The organism is Actinomadura sp. NAK00032 (assembly GCF_013364275.1).
GTDB lineage: Bacteria > Actinomycetota > Actinomycetes > Streptosporangiales > Streptosporangiaceae > Spirillospora.
In genome coordinates, this window is record NZ_CP054932.1 from 3,770,799 (window position 1) to 3,794,216 (window position 23,418).

At 72.0% G+C, this 23,418-nt stretch carries 27 protein-coding genes; 4 read left to right on the forward strand and 23 right to left on the reverse strand.

The features are described from left to right. Positions 1-5 precede the first annotated feature (5 nt). From HUT06_RS17575 to HUT06_RS17615, 9 genes are all read right to left on the reverse strand, one after another. Positions 6-848: an SDR family oxidoreductase gene (locus tag HUT06_RS17575; RefSeq protein WP_176196730.1), complete on the reverse strand. Its 843-nt coding sequence runs from the start codon at positions 846-848 to the stop codon at positions 6-8. Then, positions 845-1,561 carry a thioesterase II family protein gene (locus tag HUT06_RS17580; RefSeq protein WP_176196731.1) on the reverse strand — a complete coding sequence of 239 codons (717 nt, stop codon included), beginning with the start codon at positions 1,559-1,561 and terminating at the stop codon, positions 845-847. Before HUT06_RS17580 ends, HUT06_RS17575 begins: the two co-directional genes overlap by 4 nt. Before the next feature lie 11 nt (positions 1,562-1,572). Further along, a complete protein-coding gene (locus HUT06_RS17585; RefSeq protein ID WP_176196732.1) occupies positions 1,573-2,355 on the reverse strand; it encodes an FMN-binding negative transcriptional regulator in 783 nt (260 codons plus the stop codon). A gap of 100 nt (positions 2,356-2,455) precedes the next feature. Then, positions 2,456-2,905 carry a hypothetical protein gene (locus tag HUT06_RS17590; RefSeq protein ID WP_176196733.1) on the reverse strand — a complete coding sequence of 150 codons (450 nt, stop codon included), beginning with the start codon at positions 2,903-2,905 and terminating at the stop codon, positions 2,456-2,458. 125 nt (positions 2,906-3,030) lie between these two features. Then, positions 3,031-3,645, reverse strand: a complete 615-nt coding sequence (locus HUT06_RS17595) for a DNA-binding response regulator (RefSeq protein ID WP_176196734.1) — start codon at positions 3,643-3,645, stop codon at positions 3,031-3,033. Positions 3,646-4,206: 561 nt separating this feature from the next. Further along, positions 4,207-5,052: an ABC transporter permease gene (locus tag HUT06_RS17600; protein ID WP_176196735.1), complete on the reverse strand. Its 846-nt coding sequence runs from the start codon at positions 5,050-5,052 to the stop codon at positions 4,207-4,209. Further along, positions 5,049-5,987, reverse strand: coding sequence for an ABC transporter ATP-binding protein (locus HUT06_RS17605; protein WP_176196736.1), 939 nt, complete (start codon positions 5,985-5,987; stop codon positions 5,049-5,051). Before HUT06_RS17605 ends, HUT06_RS17600 begins: the two co-directional genes overlap by 4 nt. Before the next feature lie 30 nt (positions 5,988-6,017). Then, a complete protein-coding gene (locus tag HUT06_RS17610) occupies positions 6,018-6,503 on the reverse strand; it encodes a Clp protease N-terminal domain-containing protein (RefSeq protein ID WP_217711329.1) in 486 nt (161 codons plus the stop codon). Beyond that, a complete protein-coding gene (locus HUT06_RS17615; RefSeq protein WP_176196737.1) occupies positions 6,503-6,754 on the reverse strand; it encodes a sigma-70 family RNA polymerase sigma factor in 252 nt (83 codons plus the stop codon). Before HUT06_RS17615 ends, HUT06_RS17610 begins: the two co-directional genes overlap by 1 nt. A gap of 469 nt (positions 6,755-7,223) precedes the next feature. Between HUT06_RS17615 and HUT06_RS17620 the strand changes: the two genes are divergently transcribed. Next, positions 7,224-7,982, forward strand: a complete 759-nt coding sequence (locus HUT06_RS17620) for an LmbU family transcriptional regulator (protein WP_217711330.1) — start codon at positions 7,224-7,226, stop codon at positions 7,980-7,982. Between the two features lie 55 nt (positions 7,983-8,037). Here the strand turns inward: HUT06_RS17620 and HUT06_RS17625 are convergent, their stop codons facing one another. The 3 genes from HUT06_RS17625 to HUT06_RS17635 are packed head-to-tail and all read right to left on the reverse strand — an operon-like array spanning position 8,038 to position 10,275. Further along, positions 8,038-8,703 carry a DUF5701 family protein gene (locus tag HUT06_RS17625; RefSeq protein WP_176196738.1) on the reverse strand — a complete coding sequence of 222 codons (666 nt, stop codon included), beginning with the start codon at positions 8,701-8,703 and terminating at the stop codon, positions 8,038-8,040. A 43-nt stretch (positions 8,704-8,746) separates the two neighbouring features. Next, positions 8,747-9,622, reverse strand: coding sequence for a virginiamycin B lyase (locus HUT06_RS17630; RefSeq protein ID WP_176196739.1), 876 nt, complete (start codon positions 9,620-9,622; stop codon positions 8,747-8,749). After that, entirely contained in the window at positions 9,619-10,275 is a 657-nt protein-coding gene (locus HUT06_RS17635; RefSeq protein WP_176196740.1) for a CatB-related O-acetyltransferase, read from the reverse strand. Before HUT06_RS17635 ends, HUT06_RS17630 begins: the two co-directional genes overlap by 4 nt. Positions 10,276-10,381: 106 nt before the next feature. Between HUT06_RS17635 and HUT06_RS17640 the strand changes: the two genes are divergently transcribed. Beyond that, the gene (locus tag HUT06_RS17640) at positions 10,382-11,290 is read left to right on the forward strand and encodes a LysR family transcriptional regulator (protein WP_254715236.1); all 909 of its coding nucleotides are present in this window, start codon (positions 10,382-10,384) and stop codon (positions 11,288-11,290) included. 129 nt (positions 11,291-11,419) lie between these two features. On the opposite strand, the gene HUT06_RS17645 is transcribed toward HUT06_RS17640, so the two are convergent. From HUT06_RS17645 to HUT06_RS17665, 5 genes are all read right to left on the reverse strand, one after another. Next, the gene (locus tag HUT06_RS17645) at positions 11,420-11,830 is read right to left on the reverse strand and encodes a hypothetical protein (protein WP_176196741.1); all 411 of its coding nucleotides are present in this window, start codon (positions 11,828-11,830) and stop codon (positions 11,420-11,422) included. A 16-nt stretch (positions 11,831-11,846) separates the two neighbouring features. Then, a complete protein-coding gene (locus tag HUT06_RS17650; protein ID WP_176196742.1) occupies positions 11,847-12,713 on the reverse strand; it encodes a hypothetical protein in 867 nt (288 codons plus the stop codon). Continuing rightward, positions 12,710-13,216: a SigE family RNA polymerase sigma factor gene (locus HUT06_RS17655; RefSeq protein WP_176196743.1), complete on the reverse strand. Its 507-nt coding sequence runs from the start codon at positions 13,214-13,216 to the stop codon at positions 12,710-12,712. The genes HUT06_RS17650 and HUT06_RS17655 overlap by 4 nt, the downstream gene beginning before the upstream one ends. A gap of 278 nt (positions 13,217-13,494) precedes the next feature. Further along, positions 13,495-14,349 (reverse strand): haloalkane dehalogenase, encoded by an 855-nt coding sequence (locus tag HUT06_RS17660; RefSeq protein ID WP_176196744.1) that lies wholly within the window; start codon positions 14,347-14,349, stop codon positions 13,495-13,497. A gap of 45 nt (positions 14,350-14,394) precedes the next feature. After that, entirely contained in the window at positions 14,395-14,829 is a 435-nt protein-coding gene (locus HUT06_RS17665) for a MarR family transcriptional regulator (RefSeq protein WP_176196745.1), read from the reverse strand. A gap of 138 nt (positions 14,830-14,967) precedes the next feature. Between HUT06_RS17665 and HUT06_RS17670 the strand changes: the two genes are divergently transcribed. Further along, positions 14,968-15,663, forward strand: coding sequence for a TetR/AcrR family transcriptional regulator (locus HUT06_RS17670; RefSeq protein WP_176196746.1), 696 nt, complete (start codon positions 14,968-14,970; stop codon positions 15,661-15,663). 215 nt (positions 15,664-15,878) lie between these two features. On the opposite strand, the gene HUT06_RS17675 is transcribed toward HUT06_RS17670, so the two are convergent. Next, positions 15,879-16,559 (reverse strand): SDR family oxidoreductase, encoded by a 681-nt coding sequence (locus HUT06_RS17675; RefSeq protein WP_176196747.1) that lies wholly within the window; start codon positions 16,557-16,559, stop codon positions 15,879-15,881. 230 nt (positions 16,560-16,789) lie between these two features. Between HUT06_RS17675 and HUT06_RS17680 the strand changes: the two genes are divergently transcribed. Continuing rightward, positions 16,790-17,197 (forward strand): helix-turn-helix domain-containing protein, encoded by a 408-nt coding sequence (locus tag HUT06_RS17680; protein ID WP_176196748.1) that lies wholly within the window; start codon positions 16,790-16,792, stop codon positions 17,195-17,197. 281 nt (positions 17,198-17,478) lie between these two features. On the opposite strand, the gene HUT06_RS17685 is transcribed toward HUT06_RS17680, so the two are convergent. From HUT06_RS17685 to HUT06_RS17705, 5 genes are all read right to left on the reverse strand, one after another. Continuing rightward, positions 17,479-17,724 (reverse strand): hypothetical protein, encoded by a 246-nt coding sequence (locus HUT06_RS17685; protein ID WP_176196749.1) that lies wholly within the window; start codon positions 17,722-17,724, stop codon positions 17,479-17,481. Between the two features lie 72 nt (positions 17,725-17,796). Next, positions 17,797-20,499, reverse strand: coding sequence for an aconitate hydratase AcnA (gene acnA, locus HUT06_RS17690; protein ID WP_368406974.1), 2,703 nt, complete (start codon positions 20,497-20,499; stop codon positions 17,797-17,799). Then, positions 20,496-21,335 carry a citryl-CoA lyase gene (locus tag HUT06_RS17695; protein WP_176196751.1) on the reverse strand — a complete coding sequence of 280 codons (840 nt, stop codon included), beginning with the start codon at positions 21,333-21,335 and terminating at the stop codon, positions 20,496-20,498. The genes acnA and HUT06_RS17695 overlap by 4 nt, the downstream gene beginning before the upstream one ends. Then, positions 21,332-22,567 (reverse strand): CaiB/BaiF CoA-transferase family protein, encoded by a 1,236-nt coding sequence (locus HUT06_RS17700; RefSeq protein ID WP_254715237.1) that lies wholly within the window; start codon positions 22,565-22,567, stop codon positions 21,332-21,334. The genes HUT06_RS17695 and HUT06_RS17700 overlap by 4 nt, the downstream gene beginning before the upstream one ends. Further along, positions 22,564-23,343 (reverse strand): IclR family transcriptional regulator, encoded by a 780-nt coding sequence (locus HUT06_RS17705; protein ID WP_176196752.1) that lies wholly within the window; start codon positions 23,341-23,343, stop codon positions 22,564-22,566. The genes HUT06_RS17700 and HUT06_RS17705 overlap by 4 nt, the downstream gene beginning before the upstream one ends. Positions 23,344-23,418 lie beyond the last annotated feature (75 nt).

The window sequence follows — 23,418 nt, forward strand, 5'->3', positions numbered from 1 at the left end:
CGCGCTCATCGGACGGTGAACCCGGCGTCGACGGTGAGCACCGCGCCCGTGACGCGGACCGCGTCGTCGCCCGCCAGCCACAGCGCGGCGGCGGCGACGTCGGCGGGCTCGACCAGCGCGTTCATCGGCTGGTCGCGCAGGAACAGCTCCTCGTACCCGTCGTCCGGCAGCCGCAGCGACCGCGCGATCTCGGCCAGCATCCGGCCCTCGACCAGCGGGTCGTCGCGCACCGAGCCCGGGCAGAGCGCGTTGACCCGCACCCGGTGCGGCGCGTAGTCCAGCGCCGCCGCCCGGGTCAGCCCGACCAGGCCGTGCTTGGCGGTCACGTACGCGGCGAAGTCCCGGTACCCGACCAGCCCGGCCGTCGAGGCGACGTTGACGATGCTCCCGGACCGGCGGGCCACCATGACCGGCGCGACCGCCTTGGTCATCCGCCACGCCCCGGACAGGTCGACGTCCAGCATGAGCGCCCAGTCCGGCTCGGCGATCTCGTGCACCGGCGCTCCGGAGGGAGCCGCGATGCCCGCGTTGTTGACCAGCACGTCCACGGTGCCGAACCGGTCGAGGGCCGTGTCCACCGCCGCCCCCACCGCCGCCGGGTCGCGCACGTCGACGGCCGCGCTCAGGACCGCCGCGCCCTCGCGCTCGCACAGCTCGGCGGTGTGGTCGAGCTGCTCGCGGCTGCCGAGCGGGTAGCCGACGCCGGGCAGGTCGGCGGCGATGTCGAGCAGCGCAAGGTCGGCCCCCTCCCGGGCGAACCTGACCGCGCACTCCCGGCCGATCCCGCGCGCCGCCCCGGTGAGGATCACGGTCCTGCCCGCGAGCGCCGAGGCCCCGTCCCCGCTCATGCGCCCGCGAGGGCCCGCAGCAGCGCGCCCGGGTCGTCGGCCAGGTACATGTGGCCGCCGGGCAGCTCGCGGTAGGCGAAGTCCGCGCTGGTGACCGTCCGCCACTGCCGCGCGTGCTCCGCGGTGACGAGCGCGTCGTCCGCGCCGCGCAGCGACGTCACGGGGACGCCGATGGGCTCGTCCGAGGACGGCTTGTAGTTCTCGTGCATCGCCACGTCCGCGCGCAGCGAGGGGAGCAGCAGCTCCCGCAGGGCCGGATCGTCGAACGCGGCGTGCCGGTAGCCGGCGAACTGCTGGACGCGGGCGAGGAACTCGTCGTCGGACAGGCCGGTGGCCCGGTCGTCGCGTCCGGTGTTCGGCCCGGGGGAGCCGCTGACGTACAGGTGCGCGAGCCCCGGATGGCCGCGTCCCGCCAGCTCGCGCGCGATCTCGTAGGACAGCACCGCGCCGAGGCTGTGCCCGAACAGACCGAACCTGGGGACGTCCTTGGTGAGCGCCGCGACCTCGTCCGCGAGCCGGGCGGCGGCCTCCGCCACGTCGGTGAACGGCTCCTCGGTGAACAGCTCCTCGCGCCCGGGGAGCTGCACCGGGAGCACGGTGAGGCCGTGGCTCGGCCGGCTCCTCCACGCCCGGTAGAACCCGGCGCCGCTCCCGGCGAACGGGAGGCAGACGAGGGGTGGCGGGGCCGCCGATCCCGTTGCCGGTTCCGACATCGCCTTCCTCCCTAGTACGTGCGGGGCTGGTAGGTGCGGGTTCGCGCGCCGGTCCCGGGCCGCGGGGGACCGGTCGGCGGGGGACCGGTCGGCGGGGGACCGGGCTCCGGGGGCTCGTCCCGTGCGGCCGCCGGCGCCGATGCGGCGGGCGCCTCCGCGAGCCGGCCCATGAGGTCCGCGACATCGCGGTGGCCCGGGCGCGCGCCGCGGGCGAACGCCCTGCGCACCCGCTCGCGGACGTGCGGCTCCTGCTCCTGGCTGAGCTTGAACATGCCGTCCACCCGGGTGACGGCGATCCGGAACGCGCCGACGCCCGGCAGGATGCGGCGGAAGTAGCCCTCCGAGTCCGCCATGGACCAGCCCGTCCCGAACTCGCCCTCGAAGGCTCGCACGGTCGCCCGCACGGTCGCCAGCGTCTCGTCCGCGGACTCCGCGCGGCGCAGCGTCCCGCGCACGTGGACGGCGGTGAAGTCCCAGGTCGGCGCGGCGGGCGTCGTCCCGTACACGGTGGGCGAGACGTAGCCGTGCGGGCCGGTGAACGTCGCGACGACGGGGGTACCGGAGCGGAGCGCGGCCCAGTGCGGGTTCGCCCGGTTCATGTGGCCCCACAGCACGCCGCCGACCAGGTCGTCCGGCGGGGCGGGCAGGCGCGGGTCCAGGATGACCGGCACGTGGGTCACGTTCGGCGGCTCCGCCTCCGGTCCGCCGCTCACCAGCTGGCAGAGCGGATTGCGGCGGACGAGCTCGACCGTCCACGACGCGTCGGGCTCGCGATAGACGGACGGCACGTACACGTGGCGCTCCTCTCCGGCTCGGGGACGCGGGGCCGCGGCTGCGGTGGAGCCGCCGGCCGGTGCCCGGCGGTGTCCCGTCGACGGGACAGCCGCGGGTCCTTCACCTGGCGCGGGTGAACCGCCACGGCGCGGCCCCCTCGTCCGGCGCCATCGGGGTCAGCGCGGTGCGGAGCGGGTCGGCCGAGCCGGGGTCGAGGCCGAGGGCCAGGTCCCCGGAGCGGCGGCCGGAGGCGACGATCAGGAACTCCGACGGCGCCCCCGCCGGTTCGAGCCGCCACTCCCGGGGCTTCGGCCAGCCGCCGACGAGCGCGCCGGCCTCCGGGTCGCCCGGCGGGAACCCCAGGAATATCCCGTGCTCCACATTGCAGATCACGACGCTCCTGCGGGAGAAGGCCCGCACCTCCCACCGGGACTCCCCGGGACGCCCGGTCTCCGGCCGGAGCAGGGCGCCGCGGCCCGGGGCGGCGTCCCCGGTGGGCAGCATGAGGAATTGGTCGGCGGAATCAATGCTCCTGCTGATCGCATAGATTCCGTTGGAGATGGCGGCCATGGCTGGCTCCGATTCCGGGTCGGCTTGATCACGTCCATGAAATGCCGTGATCCGGTCGGCCGGGAACCGCGGCGTCCACATACGGTCAGCCCGCTTGCGCCGCGGCCCGGCAGCGGGAAAAGAATTCAGGGAATCCAGCCCGCCTCGGTGGCGATGCGCACGGCGTCCACCTTGTTCCGCGCGTTCAGTTTGACCACGACCGAAGTCAGATAATTGCGTATGGTGCCGACGGACAGCTGCAGGGCGGCGGCGATCTCGCTGGGCTCGGCGCCCTGCGCGACGTGCTTGAGCACCTGCCCCTCGCGTTCGGACAGCGGGTTGTCCCCGACGTCCCAGGCGCTCAGCGCGAGCTGCGGGTCGATGATCCGGCGGCCGGAGGCCACCTCCCGGACGGTCTCGGGCAGCCGCTCCGGCGGCGTCGTCTTGAGCAGGAAGCCCGCCACCCGCACCGAGAGCGCGCGGCGGATCACCCCGGGCCTGGCGATCCCGGTGAGGATCACCGTGCGGCACGACGGCAGGGTGTCCTGCAGCCGCGTCGCCACGGTGAGCCCGTCGACGCCGGCGATGTCGAGATCGATGACCGCCACGTCCGGAAGGCACTCCCGCGCCGCCGGGACGACGAGGTCGCCGCGGTCCACGCTGGCCACGACGCGCATGTCGTGCTCGGTCTCCAGCAGGGCGGCCAGTGCCCCGCGGATCATGTCCTGGTCCTCGGCGAGGAGTACCTTCAACGCCCGCATTGCATACCTTTGGGTGCGACCGGTGCCGCGCTGGGCACCCGGGATGGAGGGCTCGGAACGGGCTGCCGGCGCAGGCCCGCCGGAACGGTCCCGTGACGCGCGGGACCGCCGGGACCCTGCTCGGCGGAGTGCGGCCGGAACCGTCGTCCGGCGCGGGCGGTACTCGTGGGCGGGCTGGGGGCGGCCCCGCTCGCGGGCGGCCCCGCCGGCGTGCGGGCACGGCCGCCGGCCCCTCAGTCGGGCCGGTCGCGAGGCGACTGCACCGGTGCCGGCCGGACCACTCTCGTCCCCATCACCATTTCGTCCCCCGTAATGGCACGCACGGTAACTTGATAAAGCGTGGCTTTGCGGCCTGCTTTATCGTTCATTTCGTATCATGGGCGACTTGTGCCGAGCCATGATGTGACCGAAAGCGGACACCGGGAACTCTTGCCGGAATTGATAGCGTGGCTCAACATTTTCCGGTCTCGGCCGGAAAAGAGGAAAACGCCGCTCAGTCGCCGGGTGGAAGCCCGGCGGCGAACGGTTGTCGAATATTCGGTTAGCCGATCGGATCGCTCGTTATCCGACCCGTTGCAGCGCCTTTTCGCGGTACTCGGCGACGCGCGCTCCCGATTCGCGCCGGGCCATCCGGCTCAGCACCAGCGGGGCGACCAGCAGGCCGGCCACCGCCCACGCGCCGAGCACCCCCGCCGTCTCCAGGTGCCGCCACGACTGGTCCAGCTCGACCCGCGCCATCGCGTCCGGCAGCAGTGCCGACCGCATGCCGAGGCCGAGCCAGTAGACCGGGAACACCTGCGCGATCCCCTGCAGCCACCCGGGCAGCGCGGTGATCGGGTAGAAGACCCCGGAGATCGAGACCACCGCCAGCACCGGGAGCGTGACCGCCCCGGCGGCGCGCGGGCTCGGCACCAGCGCGCCGAGCGCCGCGCCGATCGACTGGGTCGCCACCAGCCCGAGCAGCAGGACCCAGAGCAGCGTGAGCCAGGCGCCGGCGGAGCCGAGCCGCAGCCCCGACACCATGAACGCGCCGGGCACCAGCAGGATCAGCAGGTAGGCCACCACGCATCCGGAGGTCATGAACAGCTTGCCGATGAAGTAGGCGCGGATGCCGTGCGGGGTGGCCCGGGCCCGCAGCAGCGTGCCGTCCTCCCGCTCCACGGTCAGGTACTGCATGACCACGATCAGGCCGAGCGCGACAAACATGCCGAGGACGCTCGGCAGCACGAGCGAACCCAGCTCGACCCCGGTGTCCCGGAACTCGCGGTGCCGGTAGAAGAAGATCGCCACCAGCGTCAGCACCGGCCAGAGCAGCTGGTTGATCAGCTCGGCCCCCTGGAAGGCCTGCCGCAGCTCGATCATCCCGCGGGCGAACCCCGATCTGATCGCCGTGCCGTTCGCGCTCATCGGACCGGCTCCTTCGCGTCCGCCTCGTCGCCGGCGGCCCGGATCTCCTCGCCGGACTCGGCCCGGTGCACCAGGGCCAGATAGGTGTCCTCCAGCGACGACGGCCGGACCGCCAGGCCGGAGATGTCGTCGCCGTGCTTCTTGAACAGGTCGTGGACGAACCGGGTCGAGTCCTTCGTGGAGCGCACGTAGCGCTGGCCGTCCAGGGTCCAGTGCACCTCGTCCTCGCCGACGATCTGCTCGGCCAGCTCGTCGGCGGTGCCGTCGGCGATGATGCGGCCGCGGTCGAGGATCACGATCCGGTCCGCCAGCTTCTCCGCCTCGGCCAGGTCGTGCGTGGTGAGCATGATGGTGGTCGCGCCCTCCGCGGACAGCTCGGCGATCAGCTCGTGGAACTCGCGGCGGGCCTGCGGGTCGAACCCGGCGGTCGGCTCGTCCAGGAACAGCAGCTCCGGGCGGCCGACCATGCCGATCGCCACGTCCAGCCGCCGGCGCTGCCCGCCGGACAGCATCCGCACCTGCTTGTCGGCGTGCGCGCCCAGCCCGACCACGCCGATCAGCTCGGCGGCGTTCCACGGCCGCCGCACCTCGGGGGTGGAATGGCCGGCGTAGTACGTCCCGAGGTGGGCCAGCAGCTCGCGTACCCGCCATCTGCCGTGGTCGCGCCAGGACTGCAGGACGATGCCGACGCGGGCGCGCCAGTCCTCGTCGCCGTGCGCGGGGTCGGCGCCCAGCACCTCGACGCGGCCGGCGGAGCGCCGCCGGAACCCTTCGAGGATCTCGATCGTGGTCGTCTTGCCGGCCCCGTTGGGCCCGAGCATGGCCAGCACCTCGCCCCGGCGGGCCTCGAAGGTGACGCCTTCGAGCACGTCGGTGGTGCCGTAGCGCATGCGCAGCCCATCGGCCCGGAGGACGATGTCCCCGTTCGGTCTCATCGGCTCCCCTTTCAGGTGGGGGTCGGCGGCCTACCGGTCGGCCTTGGGAAGGGCGGCCCGGGTGCGCGCCCTGAGCTCGTCCCGGTCCACTCCGGCGAGGGCGAGCGCGCGCGGCACCGTGCCGGCCTTGAGCTCCAGCAGCCCGAGCAGGATGTGCGCTGGACGCAGGTCCTTCTTGTCGTCGACCGCCGCCATCCCGCGCTCCAGCACGAGCTTGGCGGACTCGCTCGCGTCGGAGGGCCTGCGGATCGACTTGCGCGGCCGCAGCACGTCCCGGTCGGTGACCGAGATCCCGGCCGCGCCGAGGCCCTCCTCGAACTCGCGCTGCAGCGCGTCCGTGATCGTCTGGTAGTCGAGCCCGGCCGAGTCCAGCAGTTCGCGGACGGTGTCCTCCGGCTCGCGGGCGACGGCGAGGAGCAGGTGCTCCGCCTCGATGCCCTTCGAGCCCATCGCCTGCGCCTCGGCCGCCGCGCGCTCCATGACCGTGTGCATGTACATGCCGAAGATCTGCGGCATCACGTTCTCCTTCGCAGCCGCACACCCGCGGCGATCAGCCGCTTGGCGTGCTTCTTGTGCACGGCCTGGCGCGTCACGCCGAGCGCCTCGGCCACCTCGGACCAGCTCCACCCGGCCCGCATGGCCCGCTCGACCGCCGCGTCCTCGATCCGGTCGGCCAGCCTGCGCATGGCGACCACGGCCGCGAGCTGCTCGCCCGGGTCCTGGCGCTCATCCGGGTCCGGCGAGGCGGGCACCTTGGTTCCCGTCATGCGAGCAACCTAGGTTGCTTATCCGGCGGTTGTCAACCTAGGTTGCTAGACGTTCGGCGGGCGTGACGAATCGCTGGCGCTGTGTGACAATCGGTGCCCGCGGCCCCCTCCCGGCAGGCCGCCCGCGGGCATGAATCTTTCACGCGGAACACATGAAATAATCAATGGTATATGCGGCGTTTGCTATTGCATGATGATCAGGTGCATCGATCGAGGGACAAATGCGGACGGCGGCGGCGCCCCGGGGTGACGATCGCGCGTCAGGTTTTCCGCACTGCGCACCGGCGCCGGACGAAACCGCATTTGTAGGCCCAGTTGTAACGCATCTTGCCGGCCCGGCCCGCCGATATGGCGGCGGGGTCGCCGACCTCAAACGCGCGAAAACGCGGGTTCGCATCCCGCCGGGGCGACGCGCCCCGGCGCCCGTTCCGGTGCATCTTCGACAAGCGATCCCCGCGAGGAGGGGACCATGGCGAACGCGGCGCAGAACGATCTGCCGTCCGGTGGCCGGACGCATCCGGGGGGCGGGGCGCCCATGCCGCGCCGAGCCCCGTCGGCGGCACCCCGCGGCAAGGGGCGGTGGTCGGTCCAAGCGGGCCTCGGAGCCGACGCCGGCGTCCAGGCCAGGCGGGCCGAACTGTACATCCCGTCCGGGGTGACCTTCGAATCCTGGCTGCACATCGGCCGCAACCTCAAAATGATCACCGACTCGTCCGCCTGGTGGCTCGGCGACTGGCTCGTATACGGCGAGAACCGCTTCCCGGACCGCTACCGCGTCGTCCTGGCGGAGACGGCCCTCGACTACCAGACGCTGCGCAACTACGCCTGGGTGGCGCGCCGCTTCCCGGCCTGGCGCCGGCGGGACGCGCTGAGCCTGCAGCACCACGCGGAGACCGCCGCGCTCCCGAGCGTCGAACAGGACAGGTGGCTCGCGCGCGCGGAAAAGGAGAAATGGTCGACGCGCCGCCTCCGCGCGGAACTCAGGCGCGTACGCGAACTGTCGGGAGAACTGCGCAGAAAACCCCCGACCAAGGTCGTCGTGAACCTCGACGCCGGCCGCCGAGATTTATGGACGCAGGCGGCCGAGGCGGCAAGAATGCCACTCCTGGAATGGATAGCCAAGGTAGTCGACGAAGCCGCCGCAGACCCGGACTCACCTCCCGCCGACCCCCCGCCGCCGATCCACGCCGCACCCGCCCAAGAACTCCAGGCAACGGAAAGCGACTGACGACCGTCGCCAGAACCGAGTCTCGCGGCTCCCGGCCGCGCACCCCCATCTCCCATCACCCTCCATCGCCGGCGCGGTGGGCGGCGGAGGCCATGCCGAGCCAGGTGTGGGGGTTGCCTTCCCAGCACCAGCCGAGTTTGGGGGCGTTCTTGCTGATCCATATCGCCGGGACGCGGCGGTCGCCGCAGCGTGAGCCGCCCAGGGAGTAGCAGTTGTTCTTGACCAGGACCTCCGGGAACTGGGTGGTCATGGCTATGCCCTCCTCGATGGTGAGCAGCGTCCGCCCCCGGGCGCCGATGGTCTCCATGGCGTCGTTGGGGACGACGCCGCAGAACTCCTCACCGCGTTCGACGCCGAACAGCAGGTAGACCGGCCGGTCGGGGAGGTCGGCCTCCTTGATGGCGACGAAGCGTTCGAGGGACCCGGGTTCGAAGGAATGGTCGACGAAGCCCGGCTTGGTCTTTCCGCGCAGGGTGGTGCGCGGCATCATCTGCTCGATCGGGACGACCTGGCGCTGCACCACCAGCAGGAAGGAAAGCCGGCCGGCATCGGGCTCGTGACCGAGGCTCCCGCCGTTCACGGCGGCCGTCCGCAAGGGCGCGGCCAAGGCGTGGAACTGCTCCGGGGTCATGCCGGCCATCGCCGGATAATCGTGCTCGACCAGGGTGTGGACCTGCCGGTCGAATTCTGCGCCCGCGTCGAAGGTCGGCTGCGGTGTCATGGGGTCCTTTCGTGAGATCCGGCGATTCAGGGGCGGGAACCGCTCAGGGGGTGATGCGGGCGAGGGCGCCGGTTTCCAGCGCCGCCCACAGGGCGCCGTCCGGGCCGAGGGTGATGCCGTGGGGTTCCGAGCCGGGGGTGGGCAGGTCGTGCACCTGGATCACGCCGTCGCCGGTGATGGAGCCGACGCGGTTGCCGCCCCACTCGGTGAACCACTGCTCGCCGTTGGGGCCGGGTGTGATGGCGTGCGGCCGGGCGGTCCGGTCGGGCAGCGCGAACTCGGTCACCCGCCCGCCGGTGGTCATCCGGCCGATCTGCCCGGCGGCGATCTCGACGAACCACAGGCAGCCGTCGTGTCCGGCCGCGATGCCCACCGGCGCGGCGGCCTCGGTCGGCAGGGGGTGGACGGCGATCGCTCCGTCCATGCCGATCCGCCCGATCGCGTTGGCCTGGTTCAGGGTGAACCACATGCCGCCGTCCGCGCCGGCGGTGATCGCGGAGGGGAACGCGCCGGTGGCGGGGAGCGGGAACTCGCTGACCCGGCCCTCGGTGGTGATCCGGCCGATCCGGTCGGCGGCGGTCTGGGTGAACCACAAGGCCCCGTCCGGCCCGGCGGCGATGCCGTACGGGCCGCAGTCCGGGGCGGGCAGCGCGAACTCCGAGACCGTGCCGTCGGGGGCGATCCGGCCGATCCGGTGCGCCCGGTATTCGGTGAACCACAGCGCCCCGTCCGGCCCGGTCGTGATGATCGTCGGCCCGCACGCCGGATCGAGCCGGTGGATGGTGGGCTCCTCCCCGGGGACGAGCCGGCCGATACCGCCGCCGTGGACGAGCGTGAACCACAACGCGCCGTCCGCGCCCGTGGTGACCGCGTACGGGCCGCCGCCGCGACCGGCTACGACGTGCTCCTCGATGATCAACGGCTCTCCCCGAGACGGTGCTGGACGGCGATGCCCTCGATGTCGGCCGGGGTCCCGGCCATGATGGTGCGGGCGTGCTCGGTGACCAGGCCGGCGGGCCAGTCCCACCAGGCGGCACGGTGCAGCCGGTCCACGTCGGCGCCATCGAAGCGGCGCCGGATCTCCCGCGCCGGATTGCCGCCCACGATCGTGTAGGGCGGTACGTCCGCCGTGACGACCGCACCGGCCGCGATGATGGCCCCGTCGCCGATACGCACGCCGGGCATGACGACGGACTGGTAGCCGAACCACACGTCGTTCCCGACGACGGTGTCGCCCCGGCTGGGCATGGCGGTGACGACGTCCAGGGTCCGCTCGGCCCACCGGCCGCCGAACATGGTGAACGGGAACGTGGACACGCCCATCGTCGGGTGCTCGGCGCCGGCCATCAGGAACCTGGTCCCGGACGCGATCGCGCAGTACCTGCCGATGATCAGCCGCTCGGGTCCGTAGGCGTAGAGCACGTTGCGGTGCTCGAAGTCGGGCGCGTGGTCGGGATCGTCGTAGTACGTGTACTCGCCCACGACGATCGCCGGCGAGCTGACCAGCGGTTTGAGGAACACCACCCGGTCGTGGGCCGGCAGCGGGTGGACGGTGGTCGGGTCGGGAGACAACGAGAGTCCTTCGCAGATCGGTCGGCGTCGCAGTGGTTCCACCCTCCGTCAGGGGGCCGTTCCTGATCAACGTGGACTTCGTAAACTGATCGATAACCCCGCTGTTATGGATCGGAACGAGGCGCGAGTGGAGCTGCGCGACATAGAGATCTTCCTGGCCCTGGCCGAGGAACTGCACTTCGGCCGCACCGCCGAGCGGCTGCACGTCTCCCAGGCCCGCGTCAGCCAGGCGATCAAGAAGCAGGAGCGCCGCATCGGCGCCCCGCTGTTCGACCGCACCAGCCGCAGGGTGCGCATCACTCCCGCCGGAGAGCACCTGTACCGGGAGCTCAGCGCCGGCTACCGCCAGATCATGGACGGGATCGAGGCGGTGTCCGCCGCCGCCCGCGGCACCTCGGGGACGCTGACCCTGGGCGCCATGGGGCCGCAGGCCTGGATGATCCAGGAGGCGGTGGAGCTGTTCCGGACCCGTTACCCGGCCGTCCGGATCCGCCACCGGGACATCAACCCGATGGATCCCCTCTCCCTGCTCCGCTCCGGCGAGATCGACCTCGGACTGCTCTGGCTGCCGATCCGCGAACCCGACCTCACCGTCGGCCCGGTCACGCACACGTCCGCGCCCGTGCTCATGGTCGCCGACACCCACCCCTTCGCCGGGCGCGAATCCATTCGCCTGGAGGACTTCGGCGACTGCACCTTCATCTCGCCCAAGTCCGCGGTCCCGGCCTACGTCGAGGAGGTCTTCCACCCCTCCCACACCCCGGCCGGCCGTCCCATCCGACGCGGGCCGCGGATCGCGAGCTGGCACGACCTGCTGACGGCGGTGAGTTCGGGTCAGGCCGTCGCCGCGACCGTGGCCGAGGCCGCCCGCTTCTACCCCTGGCCCAACCTGGTCTACGTCCCCGTCCGCGACGCCCCGCGCTGCCGATGGGCGCTCGTCTGGCGCACCGCCAACAGAGCCCCGCTCCTCCAGGCTTTCGCCCAGACCGTCCGAGACCTCGACACCCCCGGCTAGCCGCCGCGGACACCGCTCTGTGCTCAGGGCTCTCGGCGACCAGGGCCCCAAGCCGGTCATGATCTTGGCTGGCTGGGAGCCAAGCGCGAGCATCGCAGCGGGACGGTACGTCCGGTGGCTGCGGTGGCGTCAGAGGCAGATCTCCTCGTCGCGTTCGACGACCGCGTCGACGGCCAGGTGCAGCAGGGCCGTCAGACGGGGTTCGAGTTCGTCGGCGGGGACGGCGCCGACGAGGGCGGAGAGCGTGATCCGATCGCGGGCCGCGACGGCGGCGAGCACCCGCGCGGTCCAGCGCGCCGGAGCCGGCGCCCGTTCGATGTCGGGGCGGACGCCGGTGCCCGGCGGGTGCTCGTCCAGGATCGTCCTGCACCAGACGGTGACGAGGCGTTCCACCGCGGCGGGCCCGCGGCTGACGGCTAGGGCGGTCAGGGCGCGGCTCCGGCGGTGCTCTCCGTAGACGGCGGCCGTCAGCGCCCGCCCGGCCAGCAGCCCGGCGTGCCAGCGGAGGGTGATTTCGGCTGCCCTGTGCCGGATCGGCATCGCCGCCTCCCAGCGGTCAGTCGCAGAGCGTGGGGCGCGGGCTGGTCAGGCCGTCGGTGCAGTCCTCGGGGACGAAGCCGGCCTCTTCCGTCGGGACCTGCGGCCGCCACGTGTGGACGGCCTTGCCCGCGCCGTCGTAGCCGGTCACGGTCGCGACGCGGATCGTGGGCGAGCTCATCGCGCCCTCCGACATCGGGCCGGTCGCCTCGTCGTCCGGCATCATCCGGGTCGGGGTCTGGGCGATGAAGAAGCCGTCGTGGACGGCGACCCGCGCGGTACGCCCGCCGTCCCACGCCACGTCGACGCGGGTCACGCCGGGCTTGGCGCGGCCGACGACCACGGCGTGCAGTTCGTCCCACTTCATGGCCTGCACCTGCCGGATGCCGTCCACGCGGAGCGGCGCGTCGAAGCCGAAGAGGCCGCCGTCCGTCCCGCCGGGCCAGGCGTGCACCTGCGGCGGTTCGGTGTTGTCGCCCCCGCCGGTCACGCAGAGGACGTAGCCGCGGGCGCCGCCGATCTCCACGAGCTGCCCGCCCGGCACCCGCTGCCGCGTCAGCACCCGGAAGTCCGACACCCGTCCGCCGCGCAGGCAGGCGCGGGTGATCGCCCGCTCCTCGGGGGTGTCGTCCGGCAGCGCGTCCGCGATCCGCGACGGCCCTCCCGTGGGGCCGAGGACGCGGGACTCGGGCCGGTCGCCACCCGCGATGACGGCGACGGGGACGACGGCCGCCAGGGCGAGCGCCGCCGCACCGGCGGCCGTCCTCATCCGGCGGCGGGCGGCGGTGCGGAGGGCGCGGTCGGTGAGGCGGTCGGTGAGGTCGTCGGCGGGCTCGGCGCGGTCGGCGAGCGCGGTGAGGGCGTCCTTGAGCATCTGGTCGGTCATGGTCGGCTCCCGGTGGGGGTGAGATGGGCGGCCAGGTCGGGAGCGAGTTCCCGGAGCCGGGCGACGGCGCGGTGGGTCTGGCTGCGGACGGTGCCGACCGAGCAGCCCATGATCGCGGCGACCTCGCGTTCGGGCAGGTCCTCGTAGTAGCGCAGGACGAGCACGGCCCGCTTGCGCGGCGGCAGCGCCAGCAGCGCGCGTTCCAGCGCCAGCCGCAGGTCGACGTCCGGGCTCGCGGACGGCAGCTCCGGCGGCTCCGCGACGACCGACTCGCGGCGCCGCCGGCGCCACCGGTTGACCTGCTCGTTGTACATGGCGCGGCGGACGTAGCCCTCCGGGTTGTCGCGCACGCGGCCCCATCGCGCGGCCGTCTTGGCCAGCGCGTTCTGCAGCAGGTCCTCAGCGGCGTGCTGGTCCCCGGCCAGCACGTACGCCGTCCGGATGAGGCTGCCGGACCGTGCCGCCACGAACGCGGCGAAGCTCTCGCGGGCCTCTCGGTTCAACGGGCCTCCTCTGTGGTGTCACCCCCTCAGACCCGCGAAGGCCCCACGGCTATGCCACCGACACAGATCTTTTCTCGCACCCGTCCGCCGGGATCGTCCGATCGACCCGTCCGGCCCGCTCAGTAGTCTCGCCGATCGTTGTGTCCGGGCCGCCGCCATGGGTGCGACGGGGCGGAGGGCGGGGCGGCCGGGAGCCGGGCACGGCCGGGGCTCGCACGCTCGGCGCTCGATCCTCGGGTGGCCGTGCCGGGGCGCCGGCGGCCGGCTCGGACGGGCCGTCACAGGTCGTGGCGGGCGGCCCAGGCGGTGATCGCCTTGGCGATGGCCCCGGGCCGGTCCTCGGGGGCATGGTGTCCGGACGGGCCGCAGGGCTCGGTCTCCAGGGCGGCGATGTTCGCGGCGCACCACTCGATCATCTGGTCGTTGATGAGGAGGGTGGGGGAGGAGTCGAAGGTGAGCAGGAGCTTCGGCACGTCGGTGCTGGCGGCGAGCCACCGGTCGTACTCCTCGACGCGTTCGGCCACGTCGGCGGGTTCGCCGTCGAGGGGGAGGGAGCGGGCCCACTCCAGGATGGGGCGGCGGCTCTCGCGGGTCGGGTAGGGCTCCAGGTAGGCCCGCAGTTCCTCCTCGCCCAGCGGGTCGAGCACCCCGCCGGTGAAGGCCGTCCGCACGAAGAAGTCCTGGTCGAGCACGAGTGCCTCGCCCTGCGCGCCCCGCATGGCCTCGGCTCGCGAACGCGGGCCCTCGCCCAGTTCGCTCCAGGACATCGGACGGACGATCGTCTCGAAGAAGGCCACGCCGCGGACGCGCCCGGGGTGCCGGGCCGCCCAGTCGAAGGCCAGCGACCCGCCCCAGTCGTGGCCGACCAGCACCACGTCTTCAAGGCCCATCCGGTCGAACCAGGCGTCCAGATAGCGGCTGTGGTCGCCGAAGCGGTACGGCACGCCGGGCTTGCCCGAGCGCCCCATGCCGATGAGGTCGGGGGCCAGCAACCGGGCGTCCGCGCCGATCGCGGGCAGCACGTTGCGCCACAGCCGGGACGAGCCGGGGTTGCCGTGCAGGAAGACCCAGGGGGCGCCGCCGCCGGTCTCCTCGTAGTACATCGTCGAGTCGAGCACATCGATCGCAGGCATGATCAGTCCTTGTCTCTGGTGGGCGGGGGAATCGGCGGAGCGGGATCAGGCCCCGGTGCGGGCGGCCTCTCGGTCGAGGCGGTCCGTGACCAGTTCGAGGACGCGGGCGGCCGTCTGGAGGTCGCCGGCGGGGATGCCGGCGTAGGCGCGGGCGATGACCTGCCCGGTCTCGGCACGGACCCGCGCGAACAGCTCCTGCCCGGCCGGGGTGACGGAGTGCTCGGCGGTGAGCATCCCGCCGGCGGCCAGGTCGCCCAGGATCCGGTGCGCGGCCGCGGGCTCGGCGCTGCGCAGGGCGCTGGTGAGGCGCCCGGCCAGCGCGCCGGCGCCCAGCGGCTCCCCGGCGGTGGCGGCCAGGGTGAGCGCGATCCAGTGCTGCTTGGTGAGGTCGGTCGTTGCCAGGGCCCGGGCCAGGACGGCCTCGTGCGCGTTCTCGGCCTGGCCGACGATCTTGGGGTTCAGGGACGCGGTGGGGGACATGAGACGGCTCCTTGCGCTCGGTGGGTGCGGCGATCCGCCGACGAGGAAATTATGACACTCAGTCTCGTTTGAAGACAAGTATCGAAAGAGCCTCATCCTCTTTGGGTCCTCGGACTCGTCCCGAGATAGGCTCCCTCCATGGAGAACACCGGGAAGGCCCCCGCCCACGACGGCACGGCCACGACCGCGAAAGACGAACGTTCTCTGCCGCTGCGCGAGCGCAAGCGGCTGCGCACGCGCCGCACCCTGGCCGAGACCGCGCTGCGCCTGTTCACCGCCCACGGCTTCGAGGCCACGACGCTGGAGCAGCTGGTGGAGGAGGCGGAGGTGTCCAAGAGCACCTTCTTCCGCGCCTTCCCCGCCAAGGAGGCCGTCGCCGTCGAAGCCGAGGCCGAGGTTTGGACGGCCTACACCGCCACGCTCGAGGAGCGCCGGCTGGACGGAGTGATCCTCGACGAGCTCCGCGACGCCCTCACCGAAGTCGCCGTCGCCCTGGACCCCGGCTGGGACCGGCGCTACGTGGCCACCCGCAAACTGATCCTCGCCTCACCGGCCCTGCTGGCCTACGTGGACTACTACCGCACCGGCGTCGAACGCCGGGTCGTCGCCTGCCTGGCCGGCAAGCTCGGCCTCGACGGCGACGACATGCGCCTCCAGGTCCTCGCCGAGCTCACCACCACGGCCTGGAGCGTCGCCGCCCGCGACTGGGTCCGCAACAACGCCCACGGCGGCCGCGACCACCTCGCCCAGCGTCTCCATGGCGCCTTCGGCGCCATCCCCGCAAGCCTGGACCTGCGAGCATCGGGCACCGGCGAACACCGTCCCGGCCAGTGAACCGGGACGCGTCCCGCGCCGTCCTCAACGCTGTGCCCGCAAGGGGCGATCGAGCCGCGGTGACGTCTCTGGACCGGTCTGTAAGCCTGCGCTGCCTGCGGAAACACCCGGCGAGTGCACTCCCGTGACCGGGCCGGGCGTTCCGCTGCCATCTCAGTGTTCCTCGGCAGCGGGGCCGACCGGACCGGGGAGCGGAGGACGGGTGAGCCGGCAGGTCAGGCGTTGAAGACGGCCTCGGAGCGGTCGCGGTTCTCGTACAGGTCCCAGTACAGGGGCGCGATCTGCTCGGGCGTGGCCGTCGGGCCGCCTTCCGGGCCGCCCCCGCCGATCCAGACGTTGACCGCTACGTGGGCGGCGTGCACGCCGCTGCCCGCCAGCTCCTTGCTCAGGTTGATCACCCAGTTGCGCAGAGCCGCCTGGGCCGCGTTGGCGTTGCCGAACATCGGCACCGGGTCCACGGAACCGCCGCCGGTGGTGAACAGCAAGGTCCCGGAGCCCGCCTCGCGCATCGCGGGCAGCACCGTCTGGGCCGCCGTCACGGCGCCGTAGAAGCCGTACTCGATCATCGGCTGCAGATTGTCCACCGTGACCTGCGAGGGAGCGGCCACGGTGAGGCCGGGCACGGGGGAGTGCGGGGCCGGCGAATACTCCAGTACGTCGATGCCGCCGAAGCGGGCCCTCGCCGCGTCCAGGGCATCTATCAGTGAGGCGCGATCGAGGATGTCGGCGGGGAACCCGGCGGCCGTGACGCCTTCCCGGCCGAGCTGGTCGGCGAGCGTTTCCAGCTTCTCCTTGGTACGGGCGACCAGGGCGACGTCGAAACCGCGGCTGCCGAAGGTGCGGGCGATGGCCAGGCCCAGGCCGGGGCCGGCGCCGACGATGGCGAGAGTGGGCATAGTCGGATCTCCTCCGTGTTGGGACCGCCGGGACACGCGGAGATCGGATGCCCGGCAGGCGCGTGGATCAGGTGCGGTCGGCCGGAACCGCGCAGCCGACTTCAAACCGGATCTCCACGTTCATGGCCCGACCTCCAATTCTTACTGTTGGTGCGTAACGCCAGTATCGGCCAGTATGGAGGGCGATACAAAAGGCACAGCGGTGTGCGTGACGGAGGAGAACGGGCGCTATGCAGGACAGTGCGGGTACCGGGATGGCGGCCTCGGTCGGGCCGTGCGCGAGCATCCCCGCCGATCAGATGGACTTCGTCCGCCAGGTGCTCGACCGGGTGGGCGACAAGTGGAGCATGTTGATCATCGCCGTCCTGGAGAGCGGCCCGATGCGCTACACCGACGTGCAGCGCCAGATCCCGGGCATCTCCCAGCGCATGCTGACCCACACCCTCCGCCGACTCGTCCAGGACGGGTTGATCAGCCGGACCGCCTATGCCGAGGTGCCACCGCGCGTCGAGTACGCGCTCGCCCCGCTCGGCGGCGGCCTGAACGAGGTCGTCAAGCAGTTGATCGGCTGGGCGGCCGACCACCACGACGAGATCCGCGCCAACCGTTCCCGTGCCGCGTCGGCGCCCCGGTCCTGATCGGTCTGGCGACCGTCCGGGCGGTGGCAGCCGCGCACGGCGGACGCGCCGAACTCATCGCCCGCGCGCACACGATCTTCCGCGTCACGCTCCCGGCCACAGCCCGACGAGCCGCGTGCTCCGGCGGCGAGGACCTTGGTCCCTGGCGGCAACGGTGCCTGCCGGGTGGAATGGAGATGGGCGGGAGAAGCCCATGGAAGGGGACGGAGAAGCGGGAGACCGCGCACCGTCCAGCTCGGAACGCTGCCTGAGCGGCGGAGGACTTCTCCCGCCTCCAGCGCTCACCGGAAGCGCGTGCGCGGGAGCCGGCCGTCGGTGTGGCCGAGCCGAGCACCGATCCGCGGGAACCCCGGCGGCTGCTGCGCGGCGCCGTCCGGGACGGGCAGGTCCCAGGCGGTCGAGGCGGCCGGGCTGGTGCCGGGCGATTTGGCGAACCGAATCCGGTGTTCTCCGGGACGACCCTGCACCGGCGGTGAGGCGCCGGCGATCGTCTTCGCGACCGGCGGACACACCGAGCCCGGCCGCATCGCCGCCCTCAGTCAGCGCGCGCCCCCGCCGCGACAGCCCGCTGGAGGCGACGGCATGGTCCGACCGCCCGTTCACGTTGCGGGAGGGGTGAGCCTTGCCGTGCTCGTCGCCGCTCCCAGTCGGGGAGGAGAGGCCTCGGCCATGATCTCGGGCAGCAGGCCGCCGTGACGCAGCCAGCGCGTTTCGGTGGCGGTCTCGATCTGGCCGTCGGCCACGGCCTCGCGGACGAACCGGCCGTCGCGGAACACCCGGATGGTCACTGTCCCGCCGGGGACCAGCGCGTCCTCGACCCCGAGGATATCGAGGGTCTCGTCACCTTTGAGGGCGAGGTCGTCGGCGACCCGGAGCGGGAGGACTCCCATGGCCACCAGGTTGGTGCGATGGATTCGCTCGAAGCCGCGGGCGATGACCGCCCGTGCGCCGAGCAGCCGGGTCACCTTGGCGGCCCAGTCCCGGGCGGACCCCGCTCCGTAACCGTCACCCGCGACGATGACAAGGGGAACTCCGCGGGCCAGGTAGTGGGTGGCGGCTTCGTGCACGGGCATGATGACGTCGTCGGGCATGAGGCGGGTGACGCCGCCCTCGACTCCGGGCACCATCAGGTTCCTGAGCCGCGGATTGGCGAATCCGCCGCGGATCATCACATCGTGGTTGAGCCGCCAGGCGCTGAAACCGGCGAGCGACTCGCGCGGGACCCCGCGTTCCAGCAGCCAGCGTCCTGCCTCGCCGGCCGGGCCTATACGTGAGACGGGCGAGATGTGGTCCGTCGTGACCATGTCGCCGAGGATCATCAGCGGTCTGGCCTCGCGGATGTCGCCGTCGAGGCCGGGGCGCGCGAGTTCCGCTCCGAGGAAGGGCGGCCTGCGGATGAAGCCGGGTTCGGGGTCCCAGTCGTAGTCTCGGGTCTTCGGGTGCTCAAGCCGATCCCACTGGTCGGAGGACGCGGGGAACGATGACCTTGCCAGTTTCTGCGCCGTGCCGGTCGCGGCGTCGAGGGCATGGTCGATGTCGGCCTCCGTCGGCCAGATGTCCCCAAGACTTACCGGCCGTCCGTGGCGGTCCTCGCCGATCGGCTCGGTCACCAGATCTATCGCGACGGTTCCGCTCAGGGCGAGCGCGACGACCAGCGGTGGCGAGGCGAGATAGGCGAGTGGAACGTGCGGGTGGATCCGCCCTTCGAAATTGCGGTTGCCGGACAGGACGGCGGCGACCTGGAGGTTCTCGGCGCGGATCGCTTCCTCGACGGTGGGAGGAAGGGGGCCGGAGTTGCCCATGCAGGTGGTGCAGCCGTGTCCGACCAGGTGAAAGCCCAACTGGTCCAGGGCGTCCTGCAGGCCGGCGGACTCCAGCAGCCGGGAGGCGGCCGGCGATCCGGGGGCGAACGATGTCTTCGTCCAGGGCGGTACGGACAGGCCGAGGGAGAGCGCGTTGCGCGCCAGCAGCCCCGCGGCGACCAGCGCTCGCGGATTCGAGGTGTTCGTGCAACTGGTGATCGCGGCGACCACGACGTCGCCGTGCGTTGGCTCGGTACGGCCGTGGCGGGATGCCGGTGCAGCCGGCAGCTCCGCTGAGAGAGGCAGTTCGGGTAGTGTGCGCCTTTGGTCCGGTCGCTTGGGCCCCGCGATGGTCGGCCGTACCTCGCCGAGATCGACCTCGATGACCGAAGAGAACTCCGGTTCGGGTGCGTTCGTACTCCACAGCATCTGCTGTGCGCGGAGGAAGGCCTCGACCACGTCCACGTGGTCGTTCGGGCGGCCGGTGGCACGCAAGTAGGCCAGCGTCTGCGCGTCCGGTGGGAAGAACGCCATCGTCGCGCCGTACTCGGGCGCCATGTTCGCGACAGTGGCACGGTCGGGGACGGTCAGGTGGGCCAGGGCCGGACCGGTGAACTCTACGATCTTGTGTACGACCCCGTGGGCGCGCAGTATCGACGTCAGGGTGAGCGCCACGTCGGTGGCCAGGACCCCTGGACTCTTCGTCCCGGTCAGCCGGACGGCCACGACCTCCGGTACCTTCATGACGATCGGCCGGCCAAGGGCGGCGGCGGTCGCCTCGATCCCGCCGACGCCCCACCCGAACACGGCCAAGGCGTTGATCATGGTGGTGTGACTGTCGGTGCCCAGCACCGAGTCGAAGCCGGCGATCCGCCGGCCGTCGGCGGCTTCGGTCACGGTGACGACGTCCGCCAGCACCTCGAGGTTGAGTTGATGGCAGATGCCCGAGCCCGGTGGCGCGACACGCAGCGTCGGCAGCCGTGTCTGCGCCCAGCGCAGGAACCGGTAGCGGTCGCGGTGGCGTTCCATCTCCCGTGCCAGGTTGCGTTCGGCCGCGTCGGGGCGTCCCCAGTAGTCGACCTCGATGGCGTGGTCGACGACCAGGTCCATCGGGAGCCGGGGCAGGGCGCGGTCGGGGTCCCCGCCCCTCTCCCGCACGGCGTCCGCCAGTGCCGCAAGGTCGGCCAGTACCGGAAGCCCGGACGCGTCCTGCATCATGATGCGCCGGGGAAGGAACGGCACGGTGTCCGCTGCGGAGGTCCGGCGCGTCACGGCCTGGACGTGTGCTGCGGTGCCGACATCGTCGAAGCCCTGCCTCAGCAGGTGCTCGACCAGAACCCGCAGCGAATAGGGGAGCCGCGAGATGGGCCCGGCGCCGGCGGCCTCGGCGGCGGGGAGGCTGAAATGGTGGACGCCGTCCTGCCCCGCGAGCGGGGTCAGACCGGTGAACGGGACTTCCTGCATGGGCGGACCACCTCCGGACGAACCGAGAGAACTCATTGACCGGCAGGGACATCGCGCGCCGGGACCCCGCGGTATGCGGGCAGGAGCGGCGGCGGAATGGGACCTTTGATCCGCCGTCCCTGCTTCTTCTCCTCCCACGCGTGCGCCAGGATGCCGATGCTCCGCGAGAGGACGAACAGGCCCCGGCCCAGTTCCGGTGGGAAGCCCAACTCGCTGTAGATGATCGCCGTGGCGCCATCGATGTTCATCGGAACCGGCCGGGAGCGTCCGGAGGACAGCCGGCGCTCGATCTCCAAGCCGATGGCGAGGAACGCCCCGTCGACGACACCGTGCCGCGTACTCTCCTCGACGGCCGCCATGAGCGGGTCTCGGCGCGGATCGCGCCGATGGAAGCGGTGACCGAAGCCCGGCATGTACCGCCCGGCGGCACGTTGATCGGCGAGCGTCTCCTCGACCGCCTCCTCGACGGAGATCGCCTCCCTGTCGACGCGCTCGCGAATCGCCGCGAGGACCTCCATGCACTGCTGGCCCGCTCCACCATGGACGTCGCCGAGCAGGCCGACCCCTGTCGCGATCGCGCTGTTGAGGCCGACGCCGCAGGTCACCGCCATGCGCGCCGCCGCGATCGAGGGAGCCTGGGCGCCGTGGTCGACAGCGGCGACCATCGCCCTCTCCAGCAAAGCAGCCTGGCCCCGCGCAGGCAGGTCACCGCGCAGCAACAACCAGATCATGCCGGGAACGGAAATCCGCCCTATGAGCTGTTCGATCGGGTACCCGCGGAGCCTGATGACGTCGGGGGCGATGTCGCAGACATCGGTCTCCCACCAGCCGGTGACCGCTTCCGTGGGGACGTCCGGAGGCTGCGGGGTCATATCGCTCCCTCGTCGCGCAGCGCGGCGATCTCGGCGGAGGAGAAGCCGATGGCGTCCAGCACCTCGTCCGTGTGCTCACCGAGCCGCGGCGGGGGACCCGGCGGGGCGAGTGCCTCGCCGTCCACGTGCGTAGGGCTGCCGAGCAGGGTCAGTTCCCTGCCGTCCTGTGCGGAGACCGGGAGGCGATGGGCGAGGCGCCGGTGCTCGACCTGCGGCGACGCCAACGCCTGGGGAACGGTCAGCACCGGGGCCGCCGGCACTCCGGTCGACATCAGGATCTCGTCCCACTCCTGCGCGGTCCGCGTGCGCAGCGTCTTCTCCAGTTCCTTGCGCAGCGTGTCCCGGTTGGACTTGCGGTCGTCGCGGGTCACGAACCGCGGATCGGTCAGCAGGTCCCGCCGGTCGAGGACCGCGCAGAGCGTCTCGAACTGCTGCTGCTGGTTGGCGGCGATGTTGAGCTTGCCGTCGGCGGTGTCGAAGGCGCCGGACGGGGCCGAGGTCCTGTTCTCGTTCGCCATGGGCACGGGCTCGCGGCCGGTGACCAGGTAGTCCGAGACGACCCAGCCCATCGCCGTGAGGGAGGCGTCCAGCATGGAGACGTCCAGAAACGCTCCCCGGTTCGTGCGGTGCCGGCGGACCAGGGCCGCCGCGACCGAGAAGGCCGCCGCGATGCCGCCGATGCTGTCGCAGACGGGGTAGCCGACACGCAGCGGAGCCGTCTCAGGGGTGCCGGTCACGCTCATGATCCCCGACAGGCCCTGGATCACCTGGTCGTAGGCCGGCCGCCGGCGCATCGGTCCACTCGCCCCGAAGCCCGACAACGCGCAGTACACCAACTGCGGGTTGATCTCGCGCAGCCGATCCCATCCGAACCCCAGCCGTTCCAGGACACCCGGACGGAAGTTCTCCAGCAGCACGTCGGCCTGAGCGACCAGGCGCGCGAACACCTCGCGGCCGCGCTCTCGCTTGAGGTTGACGGTCACTGACCGCTTGCCGGCGTTCTGCGCGAGGAACGACACACCGAGGTTCTCGCCGTTGAGCGCGGAGTCGGCCCCGAGTTGGCGGGCGAGGTCACCCGAGCCCGGCACCTCCAGCTTGATGACGTCGGCGCCCATGAGCACCAGCTGGTATGACGCATACGGACCGGACAGCACGTTGGTCATGTCGAGAACGCGCACGCCCTCCAGCAACCCGTCGTGCCCGGAAGCCTTGGTGCCGGTTGCCTCACTCACAGGAATGCCTCCACATTGCCCAGTCCCACTTCGGTGATGCGCGCTGCGGCGCGCGTGACCGCGGGTACGTATTCGCTGATCTGCTCGGCGGTGAAGCGGGAGGTCGGGCCGCTCGCCGCCAGGGCCGCCACGATCCGGCCGTCCTTGGCTCGGATCGGAGCGGCGACGGAGGAGGCTCCGAGCTCGCGTTCGCCGTGCGTCACGGCGTAACCCGTCTCGCGAACGGCGGCCACCTGTCGTTTGAGGGCCACCGGGTCGAGCAGTTCGCCCCTCGCCTCGAGCTCGTCGAAGAGGTGCGCGGGGGCGTCGGCGAGCAGGATCGTGGCCGACGCCCCCGCGGCCAAGGTCATCGGAACGCCGACCTCGACGACGCTCCGCACGGTGGCGGTGCCCTCTTCCTGCGCGATGCAGACGCGGCCGGCGTCCTGCCGCGCGTAGATGTTGACGGTCTCGCCGCAGCGGTCCACCAGCTCACGCATGATGGCGCGAGTCTCGGTGCTCACTTCCCAGATGAGCTGGGACAGCCTCACCCAGCGCAGGAACCCGGCGCCGAGCCCGTAGGTCATCTCGCCGGTGACGCTGACCAGACCCAGCGATTCGAGTGTCGCCAGCAACCGGATGACGGTGGTCTTGGGCAGACCGGTCAACTCGACCAGGTCGCGCAGGGTCCTTGTCCGGTGGTGGACATCGAAGAGCTGCAGCAGCTCCACGGCGCGCGCGACGCTGCGTACACCTTCGCCTCTGGCCGTGTTCGGCCCCTTGTCGTTGTCGCCCATCGCTCCATCCAGTCCGTGTAGTGGTTCGAACGTACTACAGAGTGGGTTGCATCGCCAAATAGTCTGTGCTTTCAT